This window comes from Psychrosphaera sp. B3R10 (assembly GCF_018861025.1).
GTDB classification, from domain to species: Bacteria; Pseudomonadota; Gammaproteobacteria; order Enterobacterales; family Alteromonadaceae; genus Psychrosphaera; species Psychrosphaera algicola.
Window position 1 is genome coordinate 167323 of sequence record NZ_JAHKQH010000040.1, and the last position, 17541, is coordinate 184863.

At 41.6% G+C, this 17541-nt stretch carries 14 protein-coding genes; 8 read left to right on the plus strand and 6 right to left on the minus strand.

The window, feature by feature from the left end; genetic code table 11:
* Positions 1–17: 17 nt before the first annotated feature.
* Positions 18–1178 (minus strand): acetyl-CoA C-acyltransferase FadA, encoded by a 1161-nt coding sequence (fadA, locus tag KO525_RS14600; RefSeq protein ID WP_215964561.1) that lies wholly within the window; start codon positions 1176–1178, stop codon positions 18–20.
* Between the two features lie 11 nt (positions 1179–1189).
* Positions 1190–3355: a fatty acid oxidation complex subunit alpha FadB gene (gene fadB / locus KO525_RS14605; protein ID WP_215964562.1), complete on the minus strand. Its 2166-nt coding sequence runs from the start codon at positions 3353–3355 to the stop codon at positions 1190–1192.
* Between the two features lie 329 nt (positions 3356–3684).
* Between fadB and KO525_RS14610 the strand changes: the two genes are divergently transcribed.
* The 3 genes from KO525_RS14610 (at position 3685) to KO525_RS14620 (ending at position 8486) form a co-directional block, all read left to right on the plus strand.
* On the plus strand, positions 3685–5595 hold the full coding sequence (locus KO525_RS14610; RefSeq protein ID WP_215964563.1) for a lytic transglycosylase domain-containing protein: 1911 nt from the start codon (positions 3685–3687) through the stop codon (positions 5593–5595).
* 79 nt (positions 5596–5674) lie between these two features.
* Positions 5675–7003 (plus strand): Xaa-Pro dipeptidase, encoded by a 1329-nt coding sequence (pepQ, locus tag KO525_RS14615; protein ID WP_215964564.1) that lies wholly within the window; start codon positions 5675–5677, stop codon positions 7001–7003.
* A gap of 31 nt (positions 7004–7034) precedes the next feature.
* Complete coding sequence (locus KO525_RS14620; protein WP_215964565.1) at positions 7035–8486, plus strand: TrkH family potassium uptake protein; 1452 nt, start codon at positions 7035–7037, stop codon at positions 8484–8486.
* Positions 8487–8607: 121 nt separating this feature from the next.
* Here KO525_RS14620 and tdh read toward each other — a convergent pair whose 3' ends face one another.
* Together tdh and KO525_RS14630 are read right to left on the minus strand one after the other, a co-directional pair.
* Positions 8608–9633, minus strand: coding sequence for an L-threonine 3-dehydrogenase (tdh, locus tag KO525_RS14625; protein WP_215964566.1), 1026 nt, complete (start codon positions 9631–9633; stop codon positions 8608–8610).
* A complete protein-coding gene (locus tag KO525_RS14630; RefSeq protein WP_215964567.1) occupies positions 9633–10829 on the minus strand; it encodes a glycine C-acetyltransferase in 1197 nt (398 codons plus the stop codon). Before KO525_RS14630 ends, tdh begins: the two co-directional genes overlap by 1 nt.
* 518 nt (positions 10830–11347) lie before the next feature.
* Here KO525_RS14630 and KO525_RS14635 point away from each other — a divergent pair.
* Positions 11348–11740 carry a DUF3224 domain-containing protein gene (locus tag KO525_RS14635; RefSeq protein WP_215964568.1) on the plus strand — a complete coding sequence of 131 codons (393 nt, stop codon included), beginning with the start codon at positions 11348–11350 and terminating at the stop codon, positions 11738–11740.
* 26 nt (positions 11741–11766) lie between these two features.
* A complete protein-coding gene (locus tag KO525_RS14640) occupies positions 11767–12474 on the plus strand; it encodes an aspartate/glutamate racemase family protein (RefSeq protein WP_215964569.1) in 708 nt (235 codons plus the stop codon).
* Between the two features lie 90 nt (positions 12475–12564).
* Here the strand turns inward: KO525_RS14640 and gmhB are convergent, their stop codons facing one another.
* Together gmhB and KO525_RS14650 are read right to left on the minus strand one after the other, a co-directional pair.
* Complete coding sequence (gene gmhB, locus KO525_RS14645) at positions 12565–13113, minus strand: D-glycero-beta-D-manno-heptose 1,7-bisphosphate 7-phosphatase (protein WP_215964570.1); 549 nt, start codon at positions 13111–13113, stop codon at positions 12565–12567.
* Positions 13110–14171 (minus strand): glycosyltransferase family 9 protein, encoded by a 1062-nt coding sequence (locus KO525_RS14650; protein ID WP_215964571.1) that lies wholly within the window; start codon positions 14169–14171, stop codon positions 13110–13112. Before KO525_RS14650 ends, gmhB begins: the two co-directional genes overlap by 4 nt.
* A 48-nt stretch (positions 14172–14219) precedes the next feature.
* Here KO525_RS14650 and KO525_RS14655 point away from each other — a divergent pair, with 48 nt between their 5' ends.
* Genes KO525_RS14655 through KO525_RS14665 form a run of 3 tightly spaced genes read left to right on the plus strand, consistent with a single transcriptional unit; the run spans position 14220 to position 17538 of the window.
* Positions 14220–15020 (plus strand): 3-deoxy-D-manno-octulosonic acid kinase, encoded by an 801-nt coding sequence (locus KO525_RS14655; protein WP_215964572.1) that lies wholly within the window; start codon positions 14220–14222, stop codon positions 15018–15020.
* Positions 15017–16423, plus strand: a complete 1407-nt coding sequence (locus tag KO525_RS14660; RefSeq protein WP_215964573.1) for a 3-deoxy-D-manno-octulosonic acid transferase — start codon at positions 15017–15019, stop codon at positions 16421–16423. The genes KO525_RS14655 and KO525_RS14660 overlap by 4 nt, the downstream gene beginning before the upstream one ends.
* A complete protein-coding gene (locus KO525_RS14665) occupies positions 16420–17538 on the plus strand; it encodes a DNA alkylation repair protein (protein WP_215964574.1) in 1119 nt (372 codons plus the stop codon). The genes KO525_RS14660 and KO525_RS14665 overlap by 4 nt, the downstream gene beginning before the upstream one ends.
* Positions 17539–17541: the final 3 nt, after the last annotated feature.

The window sequence follows — 17541 nt, forward strand, 5'->3', positions numbered from 1 at the left end:
TTAAAGTGCGGTTAATGCTAAACCGTTTCAAATAAGGTCGCGATTCCCTGACCAAATCCAATACACATTGTCGCTAAACCAACTTTACCTTTAGTGCGTTCTAAATTGTTGATTAGTGTTGTTGAAATTCTAGAGCCTGAACAACCTAGTGGATGCCCCAACGCTATGGCGCCACCGTTTAGGTTAACTTGTTCCATTTTATTTTCAATGCCTAAACCCTTCATTACGGACAGTGCTTGTGCAGCAAATGCCTCGTTAAGTTCAAAAACATCGACATCTTCAATAGACAAACCGGCGTGTTTTAGTGCTATTTTAGTCGCAGGAACCGGACCCCATCCCATAGTTGAAGGTTCGCAACCAGAAACACCCATACCTATCACTTTTGCTCTGATCTTAAGTCCCAGTTCATTGGCTTTCTCTTCACTCATGACTAACATCCCAGATGCGCCATTTGATAAAGCTGAAGAAGTTGCTGCTGTTACTGTTCCGTTTACAGGATTAAATACAGGGCGTAGGCCTGACACTGATTCTATGTTTGTTTCCGGTCTAATAACTTCGTCATAGTCACATAATGTTAGCGCACCTAACGCATCATGACCTTCGACAGGAATGATCTCATTATCAAAATGGCCGTTTAAAGAAGCTTGATGTGCTAGTTGATGAGAACGAACACCAAACTCATCTTGCAGCTGTCTTGAAATGTCGTGTTTACGAGCCAGTGCTTCGGCAGTTAAACCCATTGAACCCGCAGCTTGCGCTGTTGTTAGATTTAGTCCTGGGTGAAAATCTAGGCCGTGTGTCATCGGTACGTGCGTCATATGTTCGACTCCCCCGATGATAAACATATCACCTTGGCCCGCCATTATTTTACAAGCGGCATCGTGTAATGCTTGCATTGACGAACCACATAAACGGTTAACCGTTACAGCAGGGACTGAAGTCGGTATTCCTGCCAATAGAGCAGCTTGTCGTGCGATGTTAAAACCTTGCTCTAGGGTTTGCATTACGCAACCCCAAATTACGTCATCAAGCTCTTCTGCGTTTACTGACGGGTTACGTTTTAACAACGCTGTCATTACCGCAGCTGATAAATCTTCCGCTCGAACGTTGTCGAACATACCGTTACGTGCTTTTGCCATCGGTGTACGTACGCAATCTACAATTACTACATTATTCATATCAATCGCTCCTATTTTGCGCCGTAAGTTGAGTAAAATGTTTGGTTAGACTTTGCCATTTCGCGAGTCTTGTCCGTTACTTGATAGATTTCACCTAGTGCCGCGTATTTGTCCGCTTCCGCGACAAATTCAGCTAACCCCATTGTATCAACAAAGCGGAAAATACCACCTCTGAATGGAGGGAAACCAACGCCGTAAAGTAATGCTAAATCTGCTTCAGCAGGAGAAGCAATAATACCTTCTTCTAAACAACGAATTGTTTCGTTAACCATAGGTATCATTAACCGGTTAATGACTTCTAACTTATCAAACTTTTGATTGCTAGGAGCTGCCGCTTTTAGTAATTCCAATGTTTCAGGATTAACGTCTTTTTTCGGTTTGCCGCGTTTATCTAATGTATGATCGTAAAAACCCTTACCATTTTTCTGACCATAACGGTTTTCTTTATATAAAGCCGTAACAGGGTCATTGTTTAACTTAGGCATACGGGTTGGGAAACCGTCAGACATAACGTCTGTGCAGTGGTCAGCGGTATCAATGCCAACAACATCTAACAACATTGCCGGACCCATTGGCCAACCAAATTCACGCTCCATTACCTTATCAACATCAACAAAATTGGCGCCGTCGTTTAGCAATAAACTAAAGCCAGCGAAATAAGGGAATAATACTCGGTTGACAAAAAAGCCTGGGCAATCGTTTACAACAATTGGGGTTTTACCCATTTTAGCTGCATACGCCACTGTCGATGCAATAGTTTCGTCAGAGGTTTTTTCACCGCGAATAATCTCTACCAATGGCATTCTAGGCACAGGGTTGAAGAAGTGCATACCACAGAAATTTTCAGGGCGAGCTAAGCTTTTTGCCAATAAGTTAATCGAAATTGTCGATGTGTTAGATGTTAAAATGGTATCGCTACCAACATGAGTTTCGGTTTCCGCTAAAACAGCGCCTTTAACTTTTGGGTTTTCAACAACAGCTTCTATTACAAAGTCGACATCTGCTAACGATTCGTTATTTAGGGTTGGAATAATGTTATTTAACACGTTTGCCATTTTGGCACCCGTTGTATGTCCCCGTGATAATTTTTTATCTAGTATTTTTGTCGCTTCAGCAAGTCCTTGATCCAATGCGCCTTGATTAATGTCTTTCATGACAATTGGCGTACCTTTAGAAGCTGACTGATAAGCAATACCGCCGCCCATTATTCCAGCGCCTAACACTGCAGCTTTATTTAATGGTTTTGTTACACCTTTGGCTGCTTTTTTAGCGAGACCTTTAACGTATTGGTCATTCAAAAAATTGCCAATCATTGCGGTTGCGGCGTTTGTTTTTGCGAGTTTTGCAAAATATTTGTTTTCAACACGCATCGCATCGTCACGATGCATACCGGCAGATTCATATACCGAATCTACAGCTGCAACTGGCGCAGGGTAGTGTTTACCGGCTTTCGCCATTACCATTGTTTTTGCAACTAATACGGCATTTTCGAGCTCAGTTGCATTAAATTTAATTGGGTCGAGTTTTTGCTGACGTTTAGCTTGCCAATCTAACTTTCCGGCAATTGCAGAATTTAGCATAGACAATGCTGCAGCATCGAGATTCTCACTGCTAGTCACGGCGTCAATGGCGCCCATTTTAAGCGCATCTTTTGGCGATTTCGGGCGAGCTGAGGTGATCCACTCAAGTGCATTGTCAGGGCCAATAATTCGAGGAAGTCGTACGGTACCGCCAAAGCCTGGAATTAAACCCAAATTATTTTCAGGTAAGCCAACTTGTGCTGTGGCATCTGCAATTCTCATGTCAGTTGCAAGGCACAATTCAAATCCACCACCTAATGCAAAGCCTCGTATTGCTGTAACGGTTGGGACCTTAATGTCTTCAATGGCATCAAACATGTCTGAGCTTGCTTTTACCCAAGTAACGAGAGTTGCTTCATCATTCTTAAATGTTTCTAAAAACTCAGTAATGTCGGCACCTACAATAAATGCGTTTTTTGCTGTTTTAAATACAACACCTTTAATAGTGTCGTCCGCGTTGATAGCCTTAGCTGCGTCACGACATTCTTGAATGGTTTGTTGATCAAATTTATTAACCGATCCTGCAGCATCAAATACAAAGTGGCCTATGCCATTGTCATCTAATGTTACGGATAAAGTTTGGCCTTTAAATAGCATTATTAATCTCCTCAGCGAGTAAAGGTACGACCAGTTGGTGTAGTCCGAGTTTGGCCTTTGTCGGCAAAAAAAGCAACTATTTTAAAACGATCGTTTAAATGCATTGGGTTATTCTAGTTACAAATAATGGCTAACGTGGTTTACCCATTGCGTATTTTTAATTAGATTAGTGTTTTAATGGACGTTGACTCAGTGCTTAGGCGATAAAAACCTAACTACTTGCTAAACAAGTGATAATCAATCTAGCCATTCGTTTTTTTTAAATTAAACTAAGGATAGGCGATGCATTCATTTTTTCTTTATTTATCGCTTAATTTTTGGAAGTTCCGATGAAAAATTGTATTTCGCTTTGTACCTTTATACTAAGCAGCGCTTTATGCGCCCAGCCCATAACAGATGTAGAAAAAATGCGTGAAGCATATTTGGAGGCGGAACATGCAGCCCAATATGAAAACCCGAGCGTTTATCGACAACACGCAAAAAAAATAAAAAACTACCCACTTGCCCCTTATGCCGAGGCCCTTTTTCTTGAGCGTCATTTATCTTTTCAACTAAGACACCGAATAAACCGTTTTTTAAAAGTTAATAATGACGCGCCATTTACAAAAGTATTAAAACAAAAGTGGCTGTCATATTTAGCTAAAAACAAATACAAAACAATGTTTATAGAAAACTATCAGGATGTCGGTGATACAAAACTAGCATGTCTAAATCTAAGTTGGTTGTTAGAGAATGGCGAATCTGAAAAATCAATATTTTCAAAAGTAACCCCATATTGGTTGTCTGCTACGTCTCAACCCAAAGTATGTGATCCTTTGTTCGAAAGCTGGAAAACCGCCGGTTATTTAACATCTGAAGTGGCATTGGAGCGACTCATTCTAGCCGTTAAGGCTAAAAATTGGGGCCTGGTACCTTATTTGAAAAAACAACTTAATAAAGGTGATATCCATCTTGCTTCATTATGGGTTGACGTTGTTAAGCAGCCTTCTTCAATATTTGATGACAATTTTTTCTTTTTGTATAACAGCGCTGAACGAGATGTGTTTCTATACGGGGTCCGTCGATTAGTGTTTTCGCAACCTGAAAAAATCTCTGAAGTGTGGTTAGAAAAAGCCGCCAAATTTAATATATCTCCGAAACTACAGCAGCAACATATTCGACGACTTGCCATATCGTATGCTATATCGCAGCATAAAGACGGACTTGAGTTTCTTAATAGATTGCCTGACGAATCGGTGGATGAGTCCGTCAAGCAATGGCGTTTAGCGTCAACCATCGGCAACTTGGACTGGCAAGGCACGTTAAATACCATCACAAGTTTGCCTGAAAAAATGCAGAAAGATTTAGCCGTAGTTTACTGGAAAGCCCGTGCTTTAGAGGGGATTGGTGACATTGAGCATGCTTTGGTCACTTATCATGAATTGGCCCAAAGTCGAAATTACTACGGTTTTTTGGCCGCTAATCGACTTGGTGAACCCACTCGATTGCGACACGAACCTTTGGTCGTTGACCAACAGGATGTTATTCGTTTTCAGCAACAACCCAATTTACGGCGTGCGTTTGAACTATTTAAATTAGGTCGTGGCAATGAGGCACGTAAAGAATGGAATGTCTTGTCTCGGGGATTATCTGATAAAGACAAGCTTGTCGTAGCCAAAATGGCCCATGATTGGGGGTGGTATTCACGACCAATATTTACCTTGGCAGAGGTTGGGCATTTGAACGATGTCGAATTGAGATTTCCGCTTCCTTATAAATCACTCGTTTTTGATATGGCTAAGCAGAATAATGTGGAACCGGCCTTATTATTTGCCATAGCACGCCGGGAAAGTTCTTTTATGGCAGATGCGTATTCCTCAGCTGGGGCAGCTGGTCTAATGCAACTCAAGCCTAGTACCGCAAGCTATGTAGCTAAAACAAAGATCAATCGTAGCCAATTGTTTGACCCTGATAAAAACGTACAGCTAGGAAGTCATTATTGGTCCTATTTGATGGAGCGTACCAATCAGAATCCGATACTAACTGCAGCGGCTTACAATGCCGGTTTACGTAAGGTATCGAGCTGGTTACCAGAGAAGGAAATGCCGGCTGATGCGTGGATTGAAACTATCCCATATAAAGAAACTCGTAATTATGTCAAAGCGGTTGTTGCCTATAGCAAGGTCTATGAGAAGCTGTTGAGTCAAGATAACAGTACATTTGGTGAAATTACCGATATTCGTATCTTGCCGGCCCTGTAATTCAACGCCTATTAACGCTATGGTTGTTTCGTATAACTGAATTTCAGGCTAAACTTGCGGGAAAAAAACGGAGTCCTCTATGTCTTTATCGAATCAACTAGCACAATCGTATCCTCAACATATCGAACGATTGCAAAAACTCACCGCTCAAGTGTTAAAAGCGGAGCGTTTAGACGCTTTGGTTTTTCATAGTGGTAAACCTATGCGTCAGTTTTTAGACGACATGGATTATCCGTTTAAACCTAATCCACAATTTAAAGCCTGGCTGCCTGTTGTCGATAATCCAAATTGTTGGTTGTTGGTTGACGGCGAAAGCAAACCGAAACTCATTTTTTATCGCCCTGTTGATTTTTGGCATAAAGTGCCTGACGAACCAACTGACTTTTGGGCCGAACATTTTGATATTCAATTATTAACAAGTCCTGCAGAAGTAGGGCAATTTTTACCATATGACCGCAGTAATATTGCCTATATGGGTGAACATGTTGATGTTGCGCAAGCGTTAAGTTTTGGTCATTTTAATCCAGTACCGGTCACCAACTTTTTACATTATCACCGCGCGTATAAATCAGATTATGAAAAACTATGTTTAAGAGAAGCCAATAGACGCGCAGTTACTGCACACGTTGCGGCTAAAGATGCGTTTTATGCGGGTGAATCTGAATATGGAATTCAGTTAGCGTATTTAAACGCCTGCCAACATACAGAAAACGAAACGCCTTACGGCAACATTGTCGCGTTAAATGAAAACGCAGCGATATTACATTACACTCATTTCCTTCGTGAAAAACCTGTTGACCCTCGCAGCTTCTTAATTGACGCTGGTGCTTCATTCCATGGTTACGCTGCCGACATCACACGTACTTATGCGTTTAAGCAAAATGAATTTGCCGAGTTAATTGGTTCTGTTGATAACATCGCAACGACCATGGTCGATGGCTTAAAGCCTGGTGCTTCTTATGTCGACTTGCATATTCAGTCGCATGCGATGATTGCCGAAACCTTATCGCAGTTTAATATTATTAAAGTGACCCCGGAGCAGGCTGTAGAGTCGGAATTAACGCGCACCTTTTTCCCACATGGGTTAGGGCACAATCTAGGCTTACAAGTTCATGACGTAGGCGGGTTTATGGCCGATAGTCGTGGAACAACAATTGCGTCACCTAAATCACATCCATTTTTAAGGACGACCCGAGGTATTGAATCTGATATGGTGTTCACCATTGAACCGGGTCTCTATTTTATCGACAGTCTATTAAGTGACTTAAAAGGCACAGATAAAGAAAAAATGGTGAATTGGGACAAGGTCGAATCGTTTAAACCGTTTGGTGGAATACGGATCGAAGATAATATTATTGTGCATCGCGAGCGTAATGAAAATATGACTCGAGATCTAAATCTTAATTAGTAACTAATAACTACAGAAAAGAATAAAATACATGCAGTATCGGACGATTATACGGATCTTAGGCCTGCTCGTTGCGCTTTTTAGTGTGACTATGTTGCCACCGGCTTTAGTGTCGTTAATCTACCGAGACGGTGGCGGTTTGCCGTTTATCATCGCATTTGTGTTCAACTTAATAGCGGGCCTTCTTATCTGGTATCCAAATCGCTTTCATAAAGCCGATTTGAGAGCCAGAGAGGGCTTTCTAATTGTTGTATTCTTTTGGCTCGTTCTAGGGTCGTTTGGTGCTTTACCCTTTCTATTCTCGACAACACCGCAAATCGGTGTTGCCGACGCTTTTTTTGAATCCTTTTCGGGATTGACAACAACCGGAGCAACCGTTCTAACAGGGCTAGATTTCCTTCCTAAAGCGCTGCAATTTTATCGTCAACAATTACAATGGCTTGGTGGTATGGGGATCATTGTTTTGGCGGTCGCAATCTTGCCTATCCTAGGTGTTGGTGGCATGCAGTTGTATCGAGCTGAAATTCCCGGTCCGATGAAAGACAGTAAAATGACCCCGAGAATAGCCGATACAGCGAAACACTTGTGGTACATCTACGTGGTATTGACGACCTTGTGTGCAGTCAGTTATTGGCTGGCAGGTATGAATGTATTCGATGCAATTACTCATTCATTTTCAACAATAGCTATTGGCGGTTTTTCGACGCATGACGCAAGTATGGGATACTTCGACAGCTCAGCAGTAAATCTGGTTTGTGTGGTTTTTTTACTTATCTCCGCCGCAAATTTTTCATTGCATTACGCTGCGGTGACTAACCGTTCGATTAAGCAATACATTCGTGATCCTGAGTTCAAAACCTTTTTATATATTCAAGCGTTCCTTGTTTTGTTGTGCTGGTGGACACTGGTAGGTGAGTCAACGTATGAGTCTAATTTAACATCATTGGATCAGGCATTATTTCAATCTGTTTCAATGTCGACAACCGCTGGATTTACTACGTCAAACTTTGCCGTTTGGCCACTATTTTTGCCTATATTACTTATCTTTAGTTCGTTTATCGGCGGCTGCGCAAGTTCAACGGGTGGCGGATTAAAAGTGGTCAGAGTGTTGTTGCTCTTTAAACAAGGGCTCAGAGAACTCAATCGATTGGTGCACCCAAAAGCCATATTTTCGATTAAGTTGGGACAAAAAGCGTTACCTGATCGAGTGGTAGAAGCTGTTTGGGGATTTTTCTCAGCTTATACGTTAGTGTTTATTATTATTATGTTGGCGTTAGTGGGGTGTGGTTTAGATAACGTTACTGCATTTACAGCGACAGCGGCATGTTTAAATAATCTTGGTCCTGGGTTGGGTGAGGTGTCGGCAAACTACGCAAGTGTTGGTGACGGAGCTAAATGGATTTTAATGATTGCGATGGTATTCGGCCGACTTGAGGTCTTTACCTTATTAGTGCTATTCACTCCGGCATTTTGGCGCAGTTAAATTGCGAAGTTTGTTGAACTCTATGTCCGCGGTAAAACCAGCAGGCGGCATGCTATGAAGAACTTGATACAACAAAGGTTTCAACTACTTTTGATAGCTGAAACCTTATGTTGAAAAGCATCTAATCCCAGTTCAAGATAACCTTACCTGAGAGGCCACTGCCCATAGTTTCAAAGCCAGCTTGAAATTCTTCAACTGGGAAACGGTGTGTAATAATAGGCGAGATATCTAAGCCTGACTGGATCAAACTTGCCATCTTGTACCAAGTTTCAAACATTTCTCGACCATAAATTCCTTTGATGACTAATCCCTTAAAGATAACCTGATTCCAGTCAACACCCATGTTTGACGGAGGTATGCCTAACATCGCAATTTTACCGCCGTGATTCATGTTATTTAACATGTCGTTAAATGCCACTGGAACCCCCGACATTTCAAGTCCGATATCAAATCCTTCAGTCATTCCTAATTCGTTCATAACGTCTTTTAGCTTTTGCTCAGCGACGTTTACGGCTCGTGTAGCGCCCATTTTTTTCGCAAGCTCTAAACGATATGGATTTACATCTGTAATTACAACATGACGTGCGCCAACATGTTTGGCAACGGCTGCCGCCATAATGCCTATTGGACCTGCACCCGTGATTAATACGTCTTCGCCAACGAGATCAAACGATAACGCGGTATGGACGGCATTTCCAAACGGGTCAAAGATAGACGCCAATTCATCAGAAATATTGTCTGGAATTTTAAATGCATTAAACGCAGGGATGACTAAGTATTCGGCAAATGAACCTTCACGATTTACGCCAACACCCGTTGTATTGCGACACAAATGTACACGTCCAGCGCGACAGTTACGGCAATGACCACAGGTAATATGACCTTCACCGGATACGCGATCACCGACAGAGAAACCACGAACTTCCTGGCCCATATCGACTACTTCACCTACATACTCGTGGCCTACAACCATAGGAACAGGAATGGTTTTTTGAGCCCATTCATCCCAGTTGTAGATGTGCATATCCGTGCCACAAATCGCGGTTTTACGAATTTTAATTAATAAGTCATTGTGGCCCATTGTTGGTTTTGGGCTATCGGTCATCCAAATGCCGACTTCGGATTTTAATTTAGCAAGTGACTTCATTAGTTGATCACCTTCAATTCTCTGCCCACTTTTATAAATGCAGCTATGGCTTTGTCGAGTTGCGCAGGCGTATGGGCTGCTGAAATTTGAGTTCGAATACGGGCTTGACCTTTTGGTACAACAGGGAAGCTAAATCCAACAACATAAATACCTTCAGCTAGCATTTTCTCAGCAAACTCTGAAGCAAGTTTAGCGTCGCCTAACATAACTGGAATAATAGCGTGGTCTTTACCAGCTAAGGTAAAGCCGGCCTTTAGCATGTTTTGTCTAAAGTAATTTACGTTAGCCCATAGAGTGTCACGCAGCTGTGAACCTTGCTCTAACATAGATAAGACTTTAATGGATGCGGTGACAATTGAAGGCGCAAGTGAGTTTGAAAACAAATAAGGACGAGAGCGTTGACGTAACCATTCTACGATTTCTTTTTTACCCGACGTATAACCACCAGATGCGCCACCGAGTGCTTTGCCAAGGGTTCCGGTAATGATATCTACACGGTCTAATACATTGCAGTACTCATGGGTACCACGGCCATTTTCACCAACAAATCCCACAGCATGAGAGTCATCGACCATAACTAAGGCATCGTATTTGTCGGCTAAATCGCACACGCTTTTTAAGTCGCAGATAACGCCATCCATTGAAAATACACCGTCGGTAGCGATAAGTTTAACGCGGGCACCGTCAGCATCGGCTTGCTTTAATTTCTCTTCTAAATCAACCATATCGTTGTTGGCATAACGGTAGCGTTTGCATTTAGATAAGCGAACGCCATCGATAATTGAGGCGTGGTTTAAAGAATCTGAAATAATAGCGTCGTCGGCCGTTAGAATGGTTTCAAACAAGCCGCCATTAGCGTCAAAGCAAGACGAATACAAAATGGTGTCTTCTGTTTTAAGAAACCCTGATATTTTTTGCTCTAACTCTTTATGGATGTCCTGTGTACCACAAATAAAACGAACAGAAGCAACACCAAACCCATGGTCTGTTAAGCCTTGTTTTGCCGCGTCGATGAGCTCTGGGCTGTTAGCTAAACCTAAATAGTTGTTCGCACAGAAATTAATGACTTGTTCGCCATTAACATCGATTTGTGCCTGCTGCTGTGACGTAATGACACGTTCAGATTTATACAAACCTTCTTGTTTTGTCTGATCAATATTTTGTTGAAGTTGTTTAAAAAAGCCTTCTGCGCGCATCGTGTTTACTCCACTGTAATAGCGACATTAATCCTACTTATTCAATAGAATAGTAAAAGATCGTTGAATATAAAGAATTGTAGCGGCTTTAATTGTTTTGGTCAGCCAAATAGATTGTATTTTGACCTAATAATTCTAATGAATAATATTAAAATTGTTCACAAAAGTGGACGTGTTGTTTTCTAAAGCTATGCTGATATCGATAACGCCGGAGGTGTCTCATTAGTAATTGCATGCAAACGAACTCAGTAATATTAGTAATGGATTAGTTACCCAGCTTTGACAGTCTGCTACTGTAGGTTTTAATCGAGATTTTGGCACTTGTAATAGCTGTTATTTACTGGTTATTAAATTATGGAATACGCTAAATTAATTGGTTGTAAGTGAGTACTAACGTACTAGATATTCCTTGTTTTTAAATATAGAGTATCAAACTTATAGATGGAGTTGTCCATGTTAGAAACTACTAACATTGAAAAATACTAAATGAAAATCAAAATGAAGAGAAAGGAAATAGGATGACAGCGAATTTAACAGGTCAGTTTACAATTGCGGGTTGGCAGGAAGAACCAAAATTTCAGAATGACGCAGGGCACAAAGTAAGTTATGCCGATATAAAACAAACCTACACAGGTGACATTGAAGGATCATCGGTTGTGCAATATCTGTTGTGTTACACCTCAGCTACGCATGCTCTGTTCACGGGATTCGAGGTAATTACCACCATAGTAGACAATGTCGAGTCGACTCTTACCATTAGCCATACCGGTGAATTCTCCGCAGGTGTCGCCTCTAGTACATTCATTGTGGTAGAAAACACTGGTACGGGCGCGTTTGCAAATGCAACGGGCCAGGGGTCATTTGGTGCCGGCGAAGCGGGAAGCGCAAAATTTGAAATCGAACTTAATTAATGACGTTTGAGACAGGTAGAATAACTATGAAAACAATTGGTATTTTAGGTGGCATGAGTTGGGAATCGACCGTTGGTTACTATCAACGTATTAACCGAGGCATTCAGGCGAAGTTAGGCGGTTTACATTCGGCCAAGGTACTAATTAATAGTGTCGATTTTGCGGAATATGAAACGTTACAACATCATGGTGATTGGGCTGAAATCGCCCGGTTATTAACAACCGCTGCGCAACAGTTGGAGCGAGCGGGTGCGGATATGATCCTAATCGCGACCAATACAATGCATTTAGTTGCTGAGCAAATACAAAGTCAGCTTCAAATCCCTCTGCTTCACATAGCCGATGCAACGGGTGATGCCATTGTAGCCAAAAAACTAGACAGAGTTGCTTTATTAGGCACCGCGTTCACAATGGAAAAGCCATTTTATAAGGCCAAACTTACCGATCAGTTTGGGTTGCAGGTTGATATTCCACCGTCGGACCAACGTAAAAAAATTCATGACATTATATACAAGGAGTTATGTCGTGGTGAAATTAATGAAACGTCACGTTTGTATTATCTTGATGTAATAGCAGACTTAGAACAACAAGGTGCTCAGGGGGTGATACTTGGCTGTACAGAAATTGGTTTGTTGGTTTCACAGCAGGATTGCAATATTGAAGTGTTTGATACGACACAAATTCATGCAGAAGCTGCAGTTAATTGGGCGTTAGCAAACGAGTTGTTGCCATAAATGTACTGACTGCGCAGAGCCTTTCATCGATTTATGGTTAAAGATAATAATCGATAAATGTTTAACCATGGCAAATAAGTGTATAAATCTCTAACAAACAAAGTCTGCAAGTTGTTCTAAATTAGAAAAAACTTTGTCTGCTAAAGCGCGATCGCTTTCTGCTAAATCTTGTCCCGACGTTACGAGGAATTTCCTTCCAACACCAGCGTTAACCGCAGCTTTCATGTCGGAGCCTTTATCTCCCACCATTATACTTTTGGCCATATTTACTTGATGTTGTTGCTGTGCGTTCAGCAACATGCCCGGGGCGGGCTTACGACAGTCACAATGCTGTAAATAGGGCGGGTTCGCTTTTTCAGGGTGGTGAGGGCAATAAAATACATCTAAGATTTTGATGCCATTTTTTGCAAATTGCTCAATCATCCAGGAGCTTAAATTAGCAAAATCCTGTTCGGTGTAATAACCCCGACCAATCCCTGATTGATTGGTGACGACTATGATTTGAAAACCAGCCTGTTGAAACTTTTTACATCCCGCAAAAACGCCGTCAATAAATTCAAACTTTTCAGGCTCATACAAATAGCCATGATCGACATTTACCACACCATCTCGGTCTAAAAAGAGTATTTTATTGGTCATATTTTTTTGACTTCAATTTTAAAGTCTTGAACGATACGGTCGAACTGCGTTTTCACCATCTCAATACTAATTTCGCTCATGATGTTGTCACCTTTTACTCGCGTGCCCCATTTTACATGTCTTGGGGTTTTGCCATGTTTGTTTAGCAACGTTTGTTGATAAACTTCAGCGACGTACCCTTGATATAAATAAGGGCCCGTTCGTTTAGGGTTTGAATGGCCATAAAGCCCAATCACGGGCGTATGTTGTGTTACTGCCATGTGAGCAGGCCCAGTGTCAGGGGCAAGCACAAGCTTGGCATTTTTTAACAGCATTAACATTTGCTTTAACGTCGTTTTCCCAACTAGGTCGACAACGTCTGTTTTGATATGCTGCTTAATCTGGTCGGTCAATTCTCTATCAACGTTACCTGGACCGCCGCAAATGGCGACTTTGAAGCCTTTACTAGCCGCATAATTGGCAAGTGCTGCATATCGATCTGGTAACCAGTTTCGCTCTTTTTTACTGGCCGCAGGCGCTATAACAAAGGTGTTTGAATCTTTTGGAATATGTTGTTCGGCAAACGCTTTGTCGTCGTCGCTGGTGGGAATATTCCAAGTCAAATTTTCAAGTTCTGACGCTGGCACATCGACTTTTTCTGCAAAAGCAAAAAAACCTTCCAGTACATGGGGTTCAGTTTGTGGCTTGATTCGTTCGCGGGTGAATAAGGCGTGTAATTCTTTTGCTCGTTGCCAATCAAACCCAATTTTTCGTTTGGCCTTAATAAATCTTGCTGCCCAATTTGCTCTTAGTGCCACTTGCATATGCAGTAAAACATCAAAGTGGTAGGGTTTAAGATCGTGTTTCAACTTGGTAAATGCTTGTTTTCCCGTTGATTTATCAAATACGACAAACTCGACCCCAGGTAACCCGTCTAATAACATGAGTTCTATTTTACCTATTACCCAGACAATTTTTGCTTTTGGATGTTGTCGTTGTATGGCTTGCACAGCGGCTACCGCATGGCAAACGTCACCGATGGCGGAAAGGCGTAATATGCAAATAGACTTCAAAGACATAGTTTCTCTCGGTTGGTTAAATCAAATTGGCGTCAAACCGCAATGCTAATGTATGATTCTCTCTATTCCAAATTAAATCATGATAAAGATACTTTTTTGACTAAATCGAGCCTTCCATTGGATTGGATACAATCCAATGACTCAACAAATTACATATACGTGCGAGCTGATCTGAAACAATTGATCTCAGCTGATTGGTTTGAACCGCATTTTTGGGGTTCCCAGAAAAAAATCACCGGCAGTAGCCAAGGTCGGTTCACCACGTATTTTATCGATTATACCGATGATGCGGGCGTCACTAAAAATATGGTGTTACGCCATTATTATCGCGGCGGCATGGTTAGGTATTTGAGTAAAGATAAGTTCATTTATACCGGCATTGAGAAAACTCGCTGTTATCTAGAGTTAGAAATGTTGGCAAAAATGTCGGCTTTAGGTTTACCCGTGCCTGTACCAGTGGCCGCTCGTGTTCAGCGTCATGGGTTTAGTTTATGTAGCAATGCTATCTTAATAGAGACCATCGCAGGAACGAAGGACGGCTTTCATCATTTGATTGAAGGGGCTTTGGCGGATAAAACTTGGTTTGCGATGGGGAAAACCATTAAGCGATTTCATGATGAGAACGTCTTCCATAGTGATTTAAATATTCATAATATTCTGATTGATAACAATCAGAACGTATACCTCATTGATTTCGATAACTGTAAGTTCCGTGAGAAAGACGACAAATGGCCTACTCAAAATTTGGCGCGCTTGTATCGCTCGTTAATGAAAGAGAAAAGGTTACATGAGTGTTTTCATTTTGAGCAAAGTGATTGGCAAACTTTGTTGGCAGGTTACAACTCATGAAAACCATGTTAGCGAGGTGGTTGTATGCTCTCGTACTCATGTTGTTTTACGTAATCGAATTGTTTATTTGGTTAAAAGAAACCTTTCTAATCAAGTGTTACTTTGTTCCCTTTAAAAAGTCGCATCACTTAAAACGAGATTGGCAATGGGGCAGTAAACTTGGTTTATTACCCTTTGGGCTAAAACTTAATAGTGGTGAACAGGCGATCATCCACTGTGCATCAATGGGAGAGGTAGTCGCTGCGACCCCGCTTATCAAACAACTTCTCATCGATAAGCCAGAGTTGCATCTCGTTATTACCTCCAATACTCAAACCGGCAAACAACAAGTTCAACGTTTAAAGCGGTCGTGGCATGACTCGCCTTTGGCAGAACGCATTCAACATTGTTATTTACCTCTTGATTTAATGTCGTTGATGGCGGGTTTTTTAAATAAAATAAACCCTCAGTTTGTGATCATTATGGAAGTGGAATTGTGGCCAAATTTAATCAGATTGTGTCATCACCGAACTATCCCAACCATTGTTGTAAATGGTCGCATGACGGACAAAACAAGGCGCGGTTATCTAAAATTAAAATGGCTAGGGTTACCCATGATACGCCAGTTGAGTTTGGTTTTTGTTCGAAACAAACTCGACCAAGCCAATTATCTTTTATTGGGCATTAAGCCCGAAAACTTATTTCTAATTGGCAACATAAAGTTGGATGTCACTTTACCCGTACTCGATATAGAAAACGATCCTGAAAATAATATCGATGAGAAGAGCAACCAACAATACGCTACTCTACGTACGACCATGGGATTGTCCAAGCGCCTCGTCTTGTTGGGGGGGAGTACCCATTTAGGAGAAGAGTCGTTATTAGTTGAGGCTTACAAAAAGCTTAAAAAATCGTATCCAACTTTGGCCTTAGTTATTGCCCCACGCCACCCTCAGCGTTTCGAAGACGTTTTTGAGTCTATTAAAAATGACGGCCTAAATGTTATTAAATATAGCCAACATAGTTGGATGAACGATGATAATGATGTTTTAGTTGTCGATAAAATGGGGATGTTGAGTCAATTGTACGCGGTCTGTGATGTGGCATTTGTCGGCGGCTCATTTGCTAATCGAGGGGGGCATAACCCTATCGAGCCAGCGGCATTTGCTAAACCAGTTTTGATGGGGCCACATATTCATAACAACCCCGAAATTTGTGAGGTGCTTTCAAAAGCCGGTGGTTTGCTAGTGTGTCAAAAAGAACAAGATTTTTATCATCAGTTGTCATATTGGTTGAACGAGACATCAGTAAGAATAAGCGATGGTTTACTTGGCCGGAAAGCGCTGGAAAGCCACTCTGGGCTAATTAAAACGACTTTGAATACGCTCTATCAACGTCTTGAAAATTGGGACAACAAAAAGTGAAGAACGTATTTTGCCGAGATAAAATCCGCCACTGTGCAAATTTGTTGGCACTGCAAATCGAAGGTTTTGATACTGACGGTTTTTATCAACTTGCCAGCCATAATATTGATCAGCATGAGTTAAAAGAGCGTGGTCATCAGGTTTTTATCGCACTGCAGCAGTATCTACCCGAAAATTTTGAACAGGCGATTGCGGTTCTATTGGCGACACTGCAACCGGTTTCTGACAACCAAGACCTAACCGACTTAACAACCGACGAACACGGCGTCGCAGGTTGGATGATACTGCCTTACAGCGAATATGCGGGTGAGTTAGGGCAGGCGAATTTACCAATGGCGTTAGATGCGCTTAAACAAATGACAAAGCGATTCACCAGTGAGTTTGGTATTCGTGCTCTATTTATTGCTCAGCCAGAAAAAACGCTCGATGTTGTTCGCTCTTGGCTTGTTGATCCTTGCCACCATGTGCGTCGATTAGCGACAGAAGGGTGTCGGCCTTTGTTACCTTGGGCACAACAAATTCCTCAATTTAAAGCTAATCCAACGTTAATCATGTTTGTACTTGAAGAATTAAAAGATGATGAGTCGGAATATGTCCGTCGAAGTGTCGCTAATAATCTAAACGATATCGCTAAACATCATCCAGATTTAGTTGCAGATGTAGTGCGTCAATGGTCCCAAAAGGCCTCTAAAAATCGTCAACGGTTAATTAAACATGCAAGTCGCACCTTGATTAAGCAAGGTCACATAAAAACGCTAGAGACATTTGGTTACCGTGTTCCAGATGATTTGGTCGTTGAGCTTTCGATTGCCAACAATGTCGTTCAGTTAAACGAGAGGCTTGAAATGCACCTGCAATTAACGAATAAAAGTGACAAGGCATTGAGCGTATTATTAGATTTTATTATCGATCATCAAAAAGCCAACGGTAAACTCACCCCTAAAGTATTTAAATGGAGAGCGTTGGAATTGCGTGCAGGGGAATCCGTTAAATTAAATAAGGCGCATCACATCAAACCCATTAATACCCGAAAATATTATAAGGGCGAGCATCAGGTCGCGGTGCAAATTAATGGCCAAATATTCGCAAAAACACGTTTTGATTTGACCATTTAAGTC